Source organism: uncultured Campylobacter sp., from assembly GCF_938017615.1.
Lineage (GTDB): Bacteria > Campylobacterota > Campylobacteria > Campylobacterales > Campylobacteraceae > Campylobacter_B.
Genome location: NZ_CALIJA010000129.1, coordinates 15,424 through 30,863 on the forward strand (window position 1 = coordinate 15,424; position 15,440 = coordinate 30,863).

12 protein-coding genes are annotated in these 15,440 nt (G+C 48.5%); 5 read left to right on the forward strand and 7 right to left on the reverse strand.

The genetic code is table 11. The annotated features are described in order from the left end of the window. Window positions 1-60 precede the first annotated feature (60 nt). From Q0620_RS06675 to Q0620_RS06695, 5 genes are all read right to left on the reverse strand, one after another. A complete protein-coding gene (locus Q0620_RS06675) occupies window positions 61-1,302 on the reverse strand; it encodes a uracil-xanthine permease family protein (protein ID WP_298103186.1) in 1,242 nt (413 codons plus the stop codon). Window positions 1,303-1,996: 694 nt separating this feature from the next. Continuing rightward, window positions 1,997-2,887, reverse strand: coding sequence for an NAD(P)H-dependent glycerol-3-phosphate dehydrogenase (locus Q0620_RS06680; RefSeq protein ID WP_298019992.1), 891 nt, complete (start codon window positions 2,885-2,887; stop codon window positions 1,997-1,999). Window positions 2,888-3,793: 906 nt separating this feature from the next. Then, window positions 3,794-5,215 (reverse strand): Asp-tRNA(Asn)/Glu-tRNA(Gln) amidotransferase subunit GatB, encoded by a 1,422-nt coding sequence (gene gatB / locus Q0620_RS06685; RefSeq protein ID WP_298783935.1) that lies wholly within the window; start codon window positions 5,213-5,215, stop codon window positions 3,794-3,796. A gap of 112 nt (window positions 5,216-5,327) precedes the next feature. Then, on the reverse strand, window positions 5,328-5,552 hold the full coding sequence (locus Q0620_RS06690; protein ID WP_298783937.1) for a hypothetical protein: 225 nt from the start codon (window positions 5,550-5,552) through the stop codon (window positions 5,328-5,330). Next, complete coding sequence (locus Q0620_RS06695; protein WP_298783939.1) at window positions 5,542-6,222, reverse strand: F0F1 ATP synthase subunit A; 681 nt, start codon at window positions 6,220-6,222, stop codon at window positions 5,542-5,544. The genes Q0620_RS06690 and Q0620_RS06695 overlap by 11 nt, the downstream gene beginning before the upstream one ends. 560 nt (window positions 6,223-6,782) lie before the next feature. Here Q0620_RS06695 and Q0620_RS06700 point away from each other — a divergent pair. The 3 genes from Q0620_RS06700 to dnaK are packed head-to-tail and all read left to right on the forward strand — an operon-like array spanning window position 6,783 to window position 10,077. Then, entirely contained in the window at window positions 6,783-7,574 is a 792-nt protein-coding gene (locus Q0620_RS06700) for an HrcA family transcriptional regulator (RefSeq protein ID WP_298783941.1), read from the forward strand. Next, window positions 7,571-8,146, forward strand: a complete 576-nt coding sequence (grpE, locus tag Q0620_RS06705; protein ID WP_298783943.1) for a nucleotide exchange factor GrpE — start codon at window positions 7,571-7,573, stop codon at window positions 8,144-8,146. The genes Q0620_RS06700 and grpE overlap by 4 nt, the downstream gene beginning before the upstream one ends. 44 nt (window positions 8,147-8,190) lie before the next feature. Continuing rightward, window positions 8,191-10,077: a molecular chaperone DnaK gene (dnaK, locus tag Q0620_RS06710; protein WP_297896056.1), complete on the forward strand. Its 1,887-nt coding sequence runs from the start codon at window positions 8,191-8,193 to the stop codon at window positions 10,075-10,077. 513 nt (window positions 10,078-10,590) lie between these two features. On the opposite strand, the gene tupA is transcribed toward dnaK, so the two are convergent. Then, window positions 10,591-11,409, reverse strand: coding sequence for a tungstate ABC transporter substrate-binding protein TupA (tupA, locus tag Q0620_RS06715; RefSeq protein WP_298783945.1), 819 nt, complete (start codon window positions 11,407-11,409; stop codon window positions 10,591-10,593). 70 nt (window positions 11,410-11,479) lie between these two features. Here tupA and tupB point away from each other — a divergent pair, with 70 nt between their 5' ends. Together tupB and tupC are read left to right on the forward strand one after the other, a co-directional pair. Further along, window positions 11,480-12,172, forward strand: coding sequence for a tungstate ABC transporter permease TupB (tupB, locus tag Q0620_RS06720; RefSeq protein WP_298783947.1), 693 nt, complete (start codon window positions 11,480-11,482; stop codon window positions 12,170-12,172). Next, window positions 12,169-13,428 (forward strand): tungstate ABC transporter ATP-binding protein TupC, encoded by a 1,260-nt coding sequence (gene tupC, locus Q0620_RS06725; protein WP_298783949.1) that lies wholly within the window; start codon window positions 12,169-12,171, stop codon window positions 13,426-13,428. Before tupB ends, tupC begins: the two co-directional genes overlap by 4 nt. 513 nt (window positions 13,429-13,941) lie before the next feature. Here the strand turns inward: tupC and Q0620_RS06730 are convergent. Then, complete coding sequence (locus tag Q0620_RS06730) at window positions 13,942-15,267, reverse strand: aminotransferase class V-fold PLP-dependent enzyme (RefSeq protein WP_298783951.1); 1,326 nt, start codon at window positions 15,265-15,267, stop codon at window positions 13,942-13,944. Window positions 15,268-15,440: the final 173 nt, after the last annotated feature.

Sequence of the window (15,440 nt, forward strand, 5' to 3'; positions counted from 1 at the left end):
AAGCCTCAGCTCAAATTTGCCCGCACCCGCGGAACGACGCAAGCTCCGCGCAAATTTAACTTAGTACCCGTCAAAATGCTTGGTCTTTGGCAGCACCAAATTTAGCGTGATGCCGATAATCGCGCCAAGTCCAACGCCGCTAAAGCTCATCGCGCCAAAGTCCAGCACCATACCGCCGATCGCGCAGACGAAGATGAGCGCGACGATGATCATATTGCGCGGCTCGGCCAGATCTACGCTGTTTTTTATGAGCGTCTCCATGCCCACGCTCGCGATGATACCGAAAAGCAGCAACATAATGCCGCCGATGACGGGAGCGGGGATCGTGGAGAGCGCGGCGCCGAGCTTACCCACAAAAGCTAGCAGTATCGCTGTAAGCGCGGCAAAGGTCATGATGGCTGGATTGTAGGCCTTCGTGATGCTGACCGCGCCCGTGACTTCGGAGTAGGTGGTGTTTGGCGGTCCGCCGAAGCACCCCGCTAGCGACGTCGCTAGTCCGTCGCCAAGTAGCGTGCTTTTAAGCCCCGGGTTTTTGAGGAAATTTTCCTTCGTGACGTTGCTGATCGCAAGCATATCGCCGATGTGCTCGATCGCGGGTGCGATGGCGATAGGCACCATGTAGATTACCGCTTCGAGCTTAAAAACCGGCGCGGTGAAATGCGGCAGCACAAACCACGGCGCGTTTAAAATCGGCGTAAAATCCACGATCCCGATGAACAGCGACGCGCAGTATCCTGCCGCGATGCCGCAAAGTATCGGCACGAGGCGCAGCATGCCGCGACCAAACATCATAACGACGATAACCGCCGAGAGCGAGATAAGCGCGATAGTAAGCGACTGCCCTTGCGTGTAAAGCGCCTCTTTGCCCTTGCCCATGACCATATTTACGGCCGCGGGCGAGAGGATGAGACCGATCGTCATGATGACGGGACCCACAACCACGGGCGGTAAAATTTTATGCAAAAACCCCTCGCCTTTGAGCCTAATAAGCAGGCTTAGAACCACGTAAAAAAGCCCCGCCGCGATCACCCCGCTCATCGTCGCGGCGATGCCCCACTCTTTCACGCCGAAGCTTAGCGGCGCGATGAACGCGAAACTGGACGCGAGAAAGATCGGCGGGACGTGTTTACGCGTGATGAGCTGAAACAGCAGCGTGCCGATGCCCGCCGTAAACAGCGCCACGGACGTATCAAGCCCCGTTAAGATCGGCACCAGCACGAGTGCGCCGAACGCGACGAATAGAAACTGTACGCCGACAAGAGCGTCGCGTAGCCTGAGATTGTAGCCTTCGTATTTTTCCATCTTCTCCTCTTTTATCTTTGCGATTTGCCTCGCGAGCGTCTTTAACGGAGCTAGTAAAAATTTAGCTTGATAGGCCATATACCTTATCTTTGCTAAATTTTTACGTCGCAACCCTTAAATCCATCTCGCGATCCTTCGCCTTGGCTCCTGTATTAAAATTTATAATACACCGACATTCTGTAAAATTTTAACTCGCCGCAGTCGCGGACGAATAGTCCGCTCCTTTGCAAGCACTAAAAATTTATCGAAACTACACATCATCTGTCTTGAATATTTTCAAAAATTTATGCCTTTCCGCCTCATCTAAAGAAAAAATACTACGCCTTAATTTTTAAATCTGACACATCAAAAATTTTGACCTACCCAGTCGCAGACAAGCAATATGCTCCACTCTCAGCCGTCAACCACCGGCGACCGCAAGCAGAACGAAGCAGTAGCGCCTCCAAACTGCCTGCGATCCACATTAAATGTTTTAAAATTTTAGCTTCTTTTTAAAATTTTACAACCTCGCTTTAAAATTTCGCACTCAAGCTTAAAGCAAAATTTTAAATCAAAGCCGCGTAAGCAGATCCAAACGGACAACGACCAAAATCCGCAAACCAGCAACTAAATTCCACAAGCATAGCGGCTAAATCAAAACCTATGTAAGCAAAATCCGCCACTAAAATTTAGCGAGAGAATTTCGTCGTACGGCTCATTTTTTGCGCAGCAGATCCTTTAGGCTCGCCCTTACGTCCTTTCCATGCAAAATTTGCGCGACCTCGGTAGCGATCGGAGCGTAGATCTTGTGCTTTGCCGCGATATTTACGACCGCTTCGGTCGTAGCCACGCCTTCGGCAACCTCGCCCAACTCGCGCAGAATTTCTTCGAGCCCTTTGCCGCGCGCAAGCCCTAGTCCTACGCGGTAGTTTCGCGATAGCGCGCTCGAGGCGGTCAAAAACAAATCGCCCACGCCACTTAAGCCCAAAAAGGTCTCGTCTCGAGCACCGAAAAACTTGCCAAAGCGCGCGATCTCTACGATGCCGCGTGCGATCAAGCTCGCTCTAGCGTTATTGCCGAGCTCGAGCCCATCGCAAACGCCGCTAGCGATGGCGATGACGTTTTTATACGCGCCGCACACCTCTGCGCCGATGATATCACCACTCGTGTAGGTCTTGATGTAGGCAGGGAAGGCACTTGCGAAAAGCTCGGCTAGATTTTCGTTACACGAGCTTACGACGAGCGCGCAAGGCAGCTTCTGCATGACTTCGGTGGCAAACGACGGGCCTGATAGATAAGCAAGATTGCCGCGCGCGACATACGCTTCAAAAATTTCGTTCAAAAACCTACCGCTAGCCGCGTCAATGCCCTTGGAAGCGACTAGAATTTTTTGATTTTTGTAGGTGAAATTTTGATCCAGCCACTGCGCGGTTTGTTGCGCCGCGAGCGCGAAAACGAGCGCTTCGCACTCCAATGCCTCACTCACGCTTACAAAATGCGGAATTTGCCTTGGCGTGCGCGAAGTGATGACGCATTCGTTTTTCGCGCTAAGCGCATCAAAAAGCGCGCTACCCCATTTGCCCGCGCCGATAACCGCGATTTTCATTATGTTCCTTTTTAAAAATTTATTCGCAAATTTGCGGTTTTTCAAATTTCATTCTCTTGAAATTCCCGCTCTTTTAAAATTTAGCCCAAAAGCGCCGACATCAGCCTGTGAAAACGCTAGCCGAAGCCACGCTTTAAAATTCGCTTTTTGAAATTTACCTCACTAAAATTTCATACTTTTAAGGTTTTGCTCTTCCGTCAAAAAACACTTTCACAAAAGGCGCGGCAGTGAACGAATGAGAATTTTGAAACTTCATTATACGTTTTAAATTTCACTCGTGCATCGCCGAAGCAAATCAAATTTTAAAAATTTTACTCAGACGCTTAAGTGCAAATTGCGCTTTTAAACCCGATTAAATCTATCAAGACGTGCTTTGAGCCTAGATGATCTGCGGTCGCTCGCCACGCTATCGTTTGGCGCGCGGTTTGCGGCACGCGCATCCGACGCAGCGATTGATTAAATTTAACCTACACATCGACTCACCACTCAAATTCGACCCTGCGTATTCGATCCTATCCGCGCACCCGAGTTGCCGTTTTTGCTACCTCAGGCAGAGTAATTTTACGCATTCCCTGCAAGCTTTGCCGCACTTTGACGATAGCCGTAAGTAAAATTCCTAACGGACGCGCTTCTTAAACCCCTCCGTCGCAGACCGACACTTGATGCAAACAGCCCGCACGAGAAAAAACGAGCTCAAAAGAACAAAACGTGCGCGAGGCAGAGCGGGTAGCCACCAAGATCGCGCCGAATGAAATATAACACGCAAAAGCCCTCCATTGGCGCCTGAAAGCTTTAGCTCGAAGCAAAACGCTACGGGCGGATTTAAAATTTTATCCCAGAGGCTTTATCTATCGCATACGCCGCGCCGCATTTAATTCGCTGTTCGCCGCCGCAAAAGCTGCGAAATCAGCCCAGCTTCTGTTTCAGAAGCTCGTTCACCTTCGCAGGATTAAATGCGCCCTTGCCCTCTTTCATCACTTGGCCTACGAAGAAGCCGAATAGCTTGTCCTTGCCGCCGCGATAGTCTGCGACCTTGTCCTCGTTTTGGCTCATCACGCGCGCTATGATCTCCAAAATCACGCCGTCGTCGCTTACCTGCCTCAAGCCTAGCTTGTCGATGACTGAGCTTACGGCCTCGTCATGCTCCATTAAATAATCAAGTACCTCTTTGGCGGCCTTTTGCGATACGGCGCCGCCTTCGATCGCGCTTAAAAGCTCGTTCATCTTCGAGCTACCTACGGGCGAATCCTCGATCGTAACGCCGTTTTTGAGCCTGCCCGCAAGCTCGACGGTAAGCCAGCTGACGCAGAGTTTCGGCTCGTGTCCCGCCGCGATTAGATCCTCAAAAAATCGCGCGTTTTCGTAGGCGGAGATTATGATCTCGGCGTCCTTCTCTTTAACGCCCAGCTCGCGGACGTAGCGTGCTTTTTTTTGATCGGGTAGCTCGGGAATCTGCTGCGCAGCGGCTAGCATCTCGTCATCCACGATCACGGTTAGCAGGTCGGGATCTGGGAAGTAGCGGTACTCGGCGCTGTCTTCCTTGCTGCGCATCGGCTTGGTGATAAACTTAGCGGTGTCAAAAAGGCGAGTTTCTTGCACGACCTCTTGCTCATATTTGCCGTCCTGCCACGCTTCGATCTGACGCTCAATCTCGAACTCGATCGCTTTTTGAATAAATTTAAAAGAGTTTAAATTTTTAATCTCCACGCGCGTGTAAAGTTTTTGCTCGCCTTGCGGACGGATGCTGACGTTTACGTCGCAGCGAAACGAGCCTTCCTGCATATTCGCGTCGCTGATATTTAAAAAGCGCAAAATGCTGTGGAGTTTTTTTAGATACGCGACCGCCTCGTCCGCAGAGCGCATATCAGGCTCGCTTACGATCTCCAAAAGCGGCGTGCCGGCGCGATTTAGATCGACCAGGCTGCGCGAGCTTTCGTGGTTGTTTTTGCCCGCGTCCTCCTCTAGGTGCGCGCGCGTGATGCCGATGCGCTTGCTCTGTCCGTCCGAGGCTATAAAAAGCTCGCCGTGCTCGACGATCGGGATCGTCCACTGCGAAATTTGATACGCCTTAGGAAGGTCGGGATAGAAGTAGTTTTTGCGGTCGAATACCGACTTGCGATTGATCGTCGCATTGACGGCGGTGCCGAAGCTGATGGCTTTTTTAACCGCCTCCTCGTTTAGGACGGGAAGAGCGCCCGGAAGCGCCAAGCAGGTCGGGCATACGTGCGAATTCGCCTCGTCGCCGAAGCTCGTGGGGCAGGAGCAGAAAATTTTGGTTTTGGTATTTAGCTGGCAGTGTACCTCCAGGCCGATCACGGTTTCAAACATAAACTTAACCTTTTAGAATAAAAATTTCGCGTAATTTTACAATTTTTTGCTTTAATACTCGCTTGTAGCGGCGCGCGGCAGAGGCTAAATTTTAATTTAATCGGATAGATTTTTACTCGCCGCCGCTAAGGAGCTTTTCTTTCAGATCGAAAACATCGACCATCAAGCAGGTGATGATGACGCATATCACGCCGGGAGCGGTGCAGATGAAGAGGAATTTTAACCCCAAAAAATAAAATGAGGGATAGGTAAAAAAGACGAATGCGCCGACGAAGATCAATCCGAACGACGCACCCACGAGGAAGTATAAGAAATTTCGCTTAAAATTAATGCTCATCGACGATCACGGCGCCCGCTAGATAAACGTAGCTTAAAACCATGAAAATGAAAGTCTGCAAAATCGCCATAAAAGTAAGCAGCGCAAACGGTACCATCGGCACTAGCGCAGGAGCGAGAGTAAGCATAACGAGCAGGAAGGTATCGTCGCCTTTGATATTTCCGAAAAGTCGGAAAGAAAGCGATACGACGCGCGAAAAATGCGAGACGATCTCTATGATGAACATAAACGGAGCTAGAAGTGCTACCGGCCCCATAAAGTGCTTTAGGTAGTTGATTACGCCATGCTCGCGGACGCCCTCAAAATGGTAGTACAACCAAACGCAAAGGGTAAGTGAAAGGGTTAAATTTAGACTCGCGCTCGGCGACTCAAAGCCCGGCACCAAGCCGATAACGTTACTAAAAAACACCACGAAACCAAGCGTCGCGACTAGCGGCAGGTATTTTTTAGCGCGCTCCTCGCTACCCATAGTGTCCTTGCCGATCGTTAGCACGCCGTTTAGGTAGGCTTCGGCGATGTTTTGCATGCCGTGAGGCACAAGCTGAAGCGAGCGAGTGGAGCAAAGCGCGACGGCTACGATGATAGCGACAACCAAAAAGAAGTAAAAAAGGTAGATAAAAGTGTGGTCGTAAGAAATTAAACCGCCAAAAAGGAAGATGTCTTTTAGCATAAAAACCCTTGATCGTTAAAATTTGAGGCGTATTTTACACTTCTATTCGTTAAAGTATATTTAAATTTGCGTCAGCGAATAAAATTTTGAGCTTTGCGAGTTCTCACACCGCTTTGCTTGCCTAGCACTTTCGTCTAGCTTGCGCGCCATTTATGCGGGGATTTTGCGTTTTTTTGGCATTTAGTTCCATATTTACAGCAAATGACAAAATTTTTGCTAGTAAGCATGAAATTTACGGCTACACTGCCAATTCGCTATTCTTGCAAAATAGAATTTAATCTAGCGTATACAGAGAAGCCCTAAGCCGGCTGTGTAGTAAAATTTATGTTTAAAGATACGAAAAGCACGATAAAATTTACCGCGATGGCAGCGCGATAAATTCCAAGAATTCCAAGAATTCCAAGAATTCCAAGAATTACGCTCAGCTCAAAAAATCATAGTTAAAATTTAGCAAACTCAGGACCCGATTGCTAAAATTTTATAAAATTTATATAAAAACCTTGACATCCTACCACTCAATGTTGTATAATACTGGCAATCTTACCGAAAGAGTGCTAAAAGTGAAAACGAATAAACGCGATATGATCCTGGAATCCATCATTTCCGCCTATCTCGATAGCAACACCCCGATCGGATCTTCCGAGCTGGGTGAGCGTATGGGCGTAGCGATGTCAGCGTCTAGCATTCGAATTTATTTTAAGCGTTTAAGCGACGAGGGGGCTTTGACGCAGCTTCATGTAAGCGGTGGTAGAATTCCGACGGTTGCGACGATGCAGGATTACTGGCGCGCTAGGCTTAGCTTCGACGATGAGTTAAAAATAGACGATGCTCGCGAGCTAGAAGCGGTGCTTGAGGATTTTGAAATTTACTGTATGATTTTCAACGCCGAAAATGAAGCCTTAAGCGAAGTTATCAATCACGATAATCGCTTCATAATCCTTACATTTAGAACGGATGAGATTATCTTAAAATACGATTTTAGAGTTTTTAAATTCCTATCAAATCTAATAGGAATTTCACTCGGAGATTTGGAGCTAGCTTCGATGCAGATCGGTCTACGCGAGCTTAGCACCAAAATTAAAGAGCTAAAAAATTCTAAAATCGAATTTCTTTGTAACGAGGTCGTAGCGTATAAAATTTTCAAAAAAGACGAGCGGTTTAAAATTTTACTCAACCCCTCGATCGCCGTAAATTTTACTAAAAATTTGATCTTCGCGCCCTATTTCGAGCACGGATTTATGGGGATCAAACGCCCCGTAAAATTCGAAGGCGAGGACGCTACGATGATCTGCGCAGGCAGCGTTTACGAGAATTACGAGAAATTTTTTAACTACGCTAAAGGAGTAGCATGAGCCATAAATTTAAAGAGCACGGCGATAAAAACGCAGCGTGCGATAGTGAAGAAAAAGAGGTTTGCGAGCAGTGCGCGTCAGAGGCGAGCGAGCCACAAGAGGCGCAGACATGCGACGATACCGATGCGCAGATACAAAAGCTTCAAAACGAGCTAAGTGAGATTACCGATAAATTTTACCGCGCCAATGCGGATTTTGAAAATCTCAAAAAACGTTTGGAAAAAGAAAAAGATAGCGCTGTTGCTTACGCTAGCGAGAGCTTTGCAAAAGATCTGCTGCCTATTATCGACGCACTTGAGGAAGCCGCCAAAATTGATGTGGAAGGTAATGAGCTTGCAGATAAAATTGAAGTCGGCGTAAAACAATGTCTAAGCCTTTTTACAAAGACTTTTGAAAAATACGGTATCGTGCCGATAGCGACGGATGCAGGATTCGATCCTAGCGTGCATAACGCGATCTCGATGATCGAGGCAGAGGGTGCAAACTCGGGCGATATAGTTCAGGTCTATCAAAAAGGCTATATGTATAAGCAGCGCGTTTTGCGCGCCGCTATGGTAGTAGTGGCGAAATAATCGCTCAAATTTTAAAATTTTAAATTCAACACAAAGGATAACAAATGGCAAAAGTCATAGGCATTGACCTAGGAACAACAAACTCGTGCGTAAGCATATTCGAGCGCGGCGAGAGCAAGATCATACCGAACAAAGAGGGTAAAAACACCACTCCGTCGGTAGTCGCTTTCACCGACAAAGGCGAGGTTTTAGTAGGCGACAGCGCCAAGCGCCAAGCAGTCACTAACCCCGAAAAGACGATCTACTCGATCAAACGCATCATGGGTCTTATGATGAATGAGAAAAACGCGCAGGAGGCTAAAAAGCGCCTACCGTATAAAATCATCGACCGAAATGGCGCGTGCGCGGTAGAGATCGCGGGCAAGGTTTATACGCCGCAAGAAATTTCAGCCAAGGTGCTAATCAAGCTAAAAGAGGACGCCGAGGCGTTTTTGGGTGAGCCCGTCGTAGATGCGGTCATAACCGTGCCTGCGTATTTCAACGATAGCCAAAGAAAGGCAACAAAAGAAGCAGGAACAATCGCAGGTCTTAACGTGCTTCGTATCATCAACGAGCCGACCGCAGCGGCGCTTGCGTATGGACTGGATAAAAAAGAATCCGAAAAGATCGTAGTTTACGATCTGGGCGGCGGTACATTCGACGTAACCGTGCTAGAAACCGGCGATAGCGTTGTAGAAGTTTTAGCTACCGGCGGTAATGCATTTTTGGGCGGCGATGATTTCGATAACAAACTGATCGACTTTTTAACCTCGGAATTTCAATCTGAAACAGGTATTGACTTGCGCGGCGATGTCATGGCTATGCAACGCCTAAAAGAGGCTGCGGAAAACGCCAAAAAAGAGCTAAGCAGTGCGATGGAAACGACGGTAAATTTACCTTTCATTACCGCTGATGCTACAGGTCCAAAGCACCTGATGAAAACTATCACTAGAGCTAAATTTGAAAGCATGATCGATTCTTTGGTAGATGAGACCATAAGCACTCTCAAAAAGGTCGTAAGCGATGCAGGTCTTAGCATGAACGACATAAAAGAGGTCGTCATGGTTGGCGGCTCGACGCGCGTGCCTTTAGTGCAAGAGGAGGTCAAAAAGGCTTTCGGCAAGGAGCTAAATAAGAGCGTAAACCCTGACGAAGTCGTAGCAATCGGCGCGGCGATCCAAGGCGCGGTCATCAAAGGCGACGTAAAAGACGTGCTACTACTCGACGTTACTCCGCTAAGCCTCGGCATCGAAACCCTAGGCGGCGTAATGACTAAGATCATCGAGAAGGGAACTACAATACCTACGAAAAAGTCTCAAACCTTCTCGACAGCAGAGGATAATCAAAGCGCCGTTACGATCAACGTTTTGCAGGGCGAGCGCGAGTTTGCGAAAGATAACAAATCGCTAGGAAATTTCAATCTTGAAGGTATCATGCCAGCTCCTCGCGGCGTGCCGCAGATCGAGGTGGAATTTAATATCGACGCGAACGGAATTTTAACCGTTTCGGCAAAAGACAAAGCCACCGGCAAGGCAACCGACATCCGCATCACCGGCTCAAGCGGCTTAAGTGACGCCGAGATCGATAAGATGGTAAAGGACGCCGAGCTTCACAAAGAGGAAGACAACAAGCGCAAAGAAACCGTCGAAGCGCGCAACCAAGCCGATGGCATTGCACATCAAACCGAAAAGAGCCTAAGCGAGATGGGCGAGAAGGTGCCGGGCGATCTACGCGCTAAGATCGAGGGCGCGCTAAATGATCTAAAAGCCGTGCTAAAGGATGAAAACGCGAGCAAGGAAGCGATAAACTCTAAAGTAGAAGCCCTAAGCAAGGTCGCCGAGGATCTATACAAGGCTGCCAGCGCAAATCAAGGTGCGCAAGGCGGATCGCAAAGCAGCGGTGCAAACGGCGGTAAAAAAGACGACGATGTCATCGACGCCGAAGTCGAATAGTTCGCTCACACGCAAAGTGAAATTTATAGCCGCGCGCTCGGTAGTTTTGCCTGCGCTTGAAAAGTAATTTTACCGGCGCGCGGCAGAAGCGACCCCATAAACCGCACATAAAATTTCACAGCTTCACAAGCTTGGGCGTTTTTCATACGCCCGAGCTTAACCGCAACTTCAAATTAAATTCCCAACAAACTAAAATTTTGAGTCACACATAAATACTACTAAATTTTGCGCTGTATAAATATCGCTAGACATTAAAACATATCCGAACGCGACTGAAATTTATCCCCACTGATCCCAAATATAGCTGAAATTTTAAGCCTATTACAGACAAACGAAGCTGCGATAAATTTAAACGTATGGCGAGAAAGTAAAAAATGTATCGTAAAAAGCGCCAGTTAAATTTAGAAGCAAAAGAGCTAAATTTAAAGGCGCGCGGATTGATTTATGAAAAAGCAAAAGCCCAAAGGCGGCGATTCGCCTTTGGGCTTTAAATTTAGCTTTATTCAGCTAGAGCTAATTCTTGCGAGTATTCGCATCAGGGGTAAAAAGCGGCTTACCTAGCAGCTTGAAATCGCCTACGAACTTCTGCCCCTTCTCGCTAGTGATCCATTTGATGAAGCGCTGCGCATTTTCGTAGTCGGCTTTTGGGCAATGCTTCGGATTGACCGCGATTACGGAGTAAAAATTCTTCAGATCGTTATCGCCTTCGTTGATGATAACCATATCTGGATTACCCTTTTTATTGTCCTCGTATTTGATGTAGGTGCCGCGATCGGTGAAGGTCACGCCCTTTTGCTCGGCGGCTGCGTTGATCGTAGCGATCATGCCTTGACCGGTTTGGTTATACCACGCCTCGTTTTCAGGCACGGCGCCCTCAACTTTTTTCCAAATACCTTTCTCTTTGTTGTCGGTGCCCGATTTATCGCCGCGAGAGAAAAATTTAATCTTTTCCGCCTTGATTAGCTCAAACGAGCCTTTAAGGTCCTTGCCTTTAAATTTAGGCGCGATGGATTTATCGGCGATGAGGATAAAATCATTATACATCACGGGCGTGCGATCAACGCCGAAGCCTTTTTCTACGAATTCTTTCTCGACCTTCGGCGAATGCACGAAAAGTATGTCCGCATCGCAGTTCTCGCCAAGCTTTAGAGCAGCACCCGTACCTACCGCCGTCCATTTGACATCTACGCCGGTTTCCGCCTTATACGCAGGATAGATCGCGTCTAGCAAGCCCGTATTATCGGTGCTCGTTGTGGTTGCCATTACCAAATCGTTATCGGCGGCAAAAAGGCTCGCACTAAGAGCGAGCGAAACAAAAAATATTTTTTTCATGTTATCTCCTTTAAAAAATATGCTATTATAGCATATAAATTTGCCAGAATAGAACATTTAGGACGCGATCTTGGACTTTATTTTAGAAGGAATTTTAAGCGCATTCGGGCTGCTTCTTAGCGGCGACGCAGAGACATTTTCGGCGATTAAAGCGACGCTTTACACTTCGAGCATCTCGATACTTTTTGCGATTTTAATCGGCTTTCCGATAGGATTTATCCTCGGATTTTACGAATTTCGCGCTCGCAGAACGCTTAGGCTTTTAAGCGACGTAGCGCTTGCGATGCCCACGGTGGCGATAGGACTGATCCTTTACGCTTTCATCTCCAGAAACGGCCCTTTAGGCGAGCTGGGGCTGCTTTTTACGCTCAAAGCCGTGATGCTCGGACAGTTTGTGCTGGCGCTCCCTATCATCATCTCACTAAGCGCCAGCGTCATCGAAAATATGGACAAAAAGCACTATCTAAACATTATGAACTACCGCCTAAGCCCGCTAAATTTAATCCTTTGCGTGCTTTATGAGCTACGCTACGCCCTACTGGTCGTCATCGCCACCGCTTACGGGCGGATCGTCGCCGAGGTGGGCGTAGCGATGATGATCGGCGGCAATATCAAATATTTCACCCGCACGATCACCACGGCGATCTCGCTTGAGACCAACAAGGGCGAGTTTGCGATGGGTATAGCGCTCGCGCTGGTGCTGATTTTAATAGCGTTTGCGGTAAATTTAGCCATCCACGCGCTAAAAAGGCTAGATCGATGAGTGTAGATAAGCTAACGCATCCGAGCAAAAATTTCACGGACAAAAATCGGGCGGAGCAGGAGCGCGAAAATTTTATAAGCGAAAATTTCAAGAGCACAAATTCTATAGGCGAGAATTCTACGAGTAAAAATTTCGCCGCCGAGAATTCTACGAGTAAAAATTCTGCAACCGAGAATTCCATTAGCGCAAATTCCGCAGATAAAAATTCCAAGAGCGAGAATTTCGCGAGTGAGAATTCTGCGAGAAAGAATTTTGCAAATGAGAATTCCGCCGCCGCGCGATCTGTACCCAATAGCGAGCTGATCTCGGTGCGAGATCTAGTGCTGCGCTATGGACGGAGCGAAATTCTAAATATAGCTAGCCTCGATCTAAATACGAGCGGCATCACGGCGCTTTTGGGCTCTAACGGCAGCGGCAAATCCACGCTACTGCGGATTTTATCCTTTTTGCAGCGTCCAAGCAGCGGCAGTGTGGAGCTTTGGGGGCAGCGGGCGCCCTCTTTGCAGACGTTGCGGCAGATCTGCCTGCTGCTGCCCGAGCCCGTGCTTTTAAAACGCAGCGTGGAGCAAAATTTTAAATTTGCGCTCAAAAGCCGCGGCGCGCTTGCGGAATTTGACGAGCGGGTTGATGAAGCGCTCAGCCTAACGGGGCTTGATAGAAGTTTTTTATCAAAGAAGCATTTCGAGCTTAGCTCGGGGCAGACGCAGCGCATCGCGTTTGCGCTCGCTCTGGCGCAGCGCGCGAAGCTCTATCTGCTCGACGAGCCGACCAACAGCCTCGATCTTGCCGCCTCCAAGCTCTTTGCGCGCGCGATTTTATTTATGCGAAGTCGCTACGGCTGCGGCTTTATCATCGCCAGCCACGATGAGAAATGGCTCAGCGCGATCGCGCAAAGAAGCGTATTTCTGCATCGCGGCAAGATATGCGAGTTTGAATACAAAAACATCTTTGACGTGCAAAACGGAATTTTAAAATTTTCAGATGAAATTTCGCTGCGCCTTGAAGAGGGACTCGCATGCGCTCGCAAAATCGCGATAAATCCGAGTAAAATTTTATTATCTCAAAGCCCGTTTGAGCGCTGCTTTGCGGGGATTTTACATTCGGTTTCGCTTCAGTACGGCTCCTCGCTACTCATCAAGATCAAGGTGGGCGACGTGTTGCTAAAATGCGTCACGGCGCAGGATGAGCGGCGCTGGAGCGCGGGCGAGAGGATCTATTTCGGATTTGAAAACGGCGCGTTTTTAGGGCTGGAGTAATTCTGCGCGAAGTGCGGATAATCTTTATTTCGCTTTAGAATTTTTATTTGCGCGGCACCAATATTATTTTCAAATTTTTACTGCGAACCATCTAGCACGGCGTACCCGGCGAAACAGAGCGCAAAAATTTGCATCTTGAAATTTTGAAATTTACAGGCAGGGCTTTACCTGGCGGCGCAGCGTGAAATTTTGAAATTCCATTGCTAAGAAATTTTAAAATTTAGCCGCAAATACGGCTAGCGGGATTTTGAAATTCCACAATTTATAAGTGCGTAATTTAAAATTCTAAATTTTAACTCTGCGGGATTTGCCTGCAAATTTATAAGCGGAATTCTCCGCAGAGCATGCCGTTTGCCTACAGTGCAAAGGCGGAACGATAGCAAGAATTCCGCGGCACAAAACCCGCGTAAAATTCCAAGCAAAAGTGCGGAATTCCGATAAATTTTAAAAACGGCGCGGGATTTTATAAAATTTCACGAGCTCAAAAAAGCGGCAAAGCCCAACCCACGCCGCTTAAATCTTCCCGTCAAACATCTCATACATCGCCTTTTCCTCGCCCCAAAGCTCGCGGTGCTTTTTGATGCAGGATTTTATCGCACTAACTAAATAGAGCACGTCTTGCTCGGTGTGCGTGTAGTGCAGGCTCGCGCGCACGAAGCCGGGCTTGGCTTCTGGCATGCGCCCCTCCTTGATACCCAGCAGATCGTGAGCGTACGGCCCCGCGCACATCACGCCCGCGCGCGTCTGGATACCGAAGTCGTTGCTAAGGCTTGCGGCGAAATCATATGCCGAGACGCCGCGCACGTTAAAGGAAATTATCGGCAGCCGCGGCGCGCCCTTTGGAGCGTAGTTTATGACCTCGTCTATGCCTGCTAGCTCGCTCTCAAAAAGCCGCGCAAGCTCGTCCTCGGCGCTTTTTATTTGCTCGAAGCCGACTTCGTTTCGCAGCGCGTAGGCTAAATTTGCCCGCATAAGCCCGATGATAGGAGGCGTGCCGCCCTCCTCTAGCTGCTCGGGGTTTTTCAAAAATACGTGTCCTTCGCGGCTGGCGTAGGCGACCGTCCCGCCCGCAGCAAATGTCGGCACGTCGCTACTGAACAGCTCTTTTTTGATCGCCAAAAGCCCGCAGCTAGCAGGTCCGCCAAGCAACTTATGCGGCGAGAGGAAAATCGCGTCAAAGTAATCGCAGTCTAAATTTGCGTGCGAGCTCAGCGCCGCGCAGTCAAAGGCCACGATGCCGCCTGCGGCTCTGATTAGTTCGCTAATCTTTTTATAATCGCTAATGACGCCCGTGACGTTTGAGGCGGCGCTAAACGAGCCGATGATGCGGCGCCCAGCGTTTAGCTTTAGGATGCGCTCAAGCGCAATCAGATCGATCTCGCCCGTCTCGCTAAGCGGCACGCGCAAGTAGTCGCAAAGCCCCTCGCGAAAGCTAAGCTCGTTTGAATGGTGCTCGTATGGCGAAACGAGCACGAGCGGAAGCTGCGCGGCGCGTAAATTTGCCTCGCCGATCGCGCTTCTGGTTGCAGGCGGCAGGTAGATGCCTAGCAACTCCTGAAATTTCTTGATCGCGGCCGTCGCGCCCTGTCCGCAAGCAATGAGACAAAACCGCTCGTCAAGTCCAAGTAACTTTTTTAGGCTCTCGCGCGCGCCCTCATAGCGCCGCTGCGTGATGATAGCGCTGGAGCTACTGTCGGAGTGGGTGTTGGCGTAGGTTTTTAAAACGTCCGCTATCTCGCGCTCTACGGGCTCGTAAGCAAGTCCCGAAGCCGCGAAATCAAAATAATGCACGCCTTGTTTTAAGATGATATTTTTTCGAATTTCCTCTAAGCTTAGCATTTACGGCCTTTAAAATTGAAGTGATTAATTATAGTAAAATTTGGATTAATTTAAGGCTTTGCGGCTTAGCGGGAAAATTTTAATAAAAATTTAGAAAAGCTTTGCCCACTATATCACTTAATTTCTGAAGCTATATAGTTTTACTCCTTCAAATTTATTGATTACTATCTAAT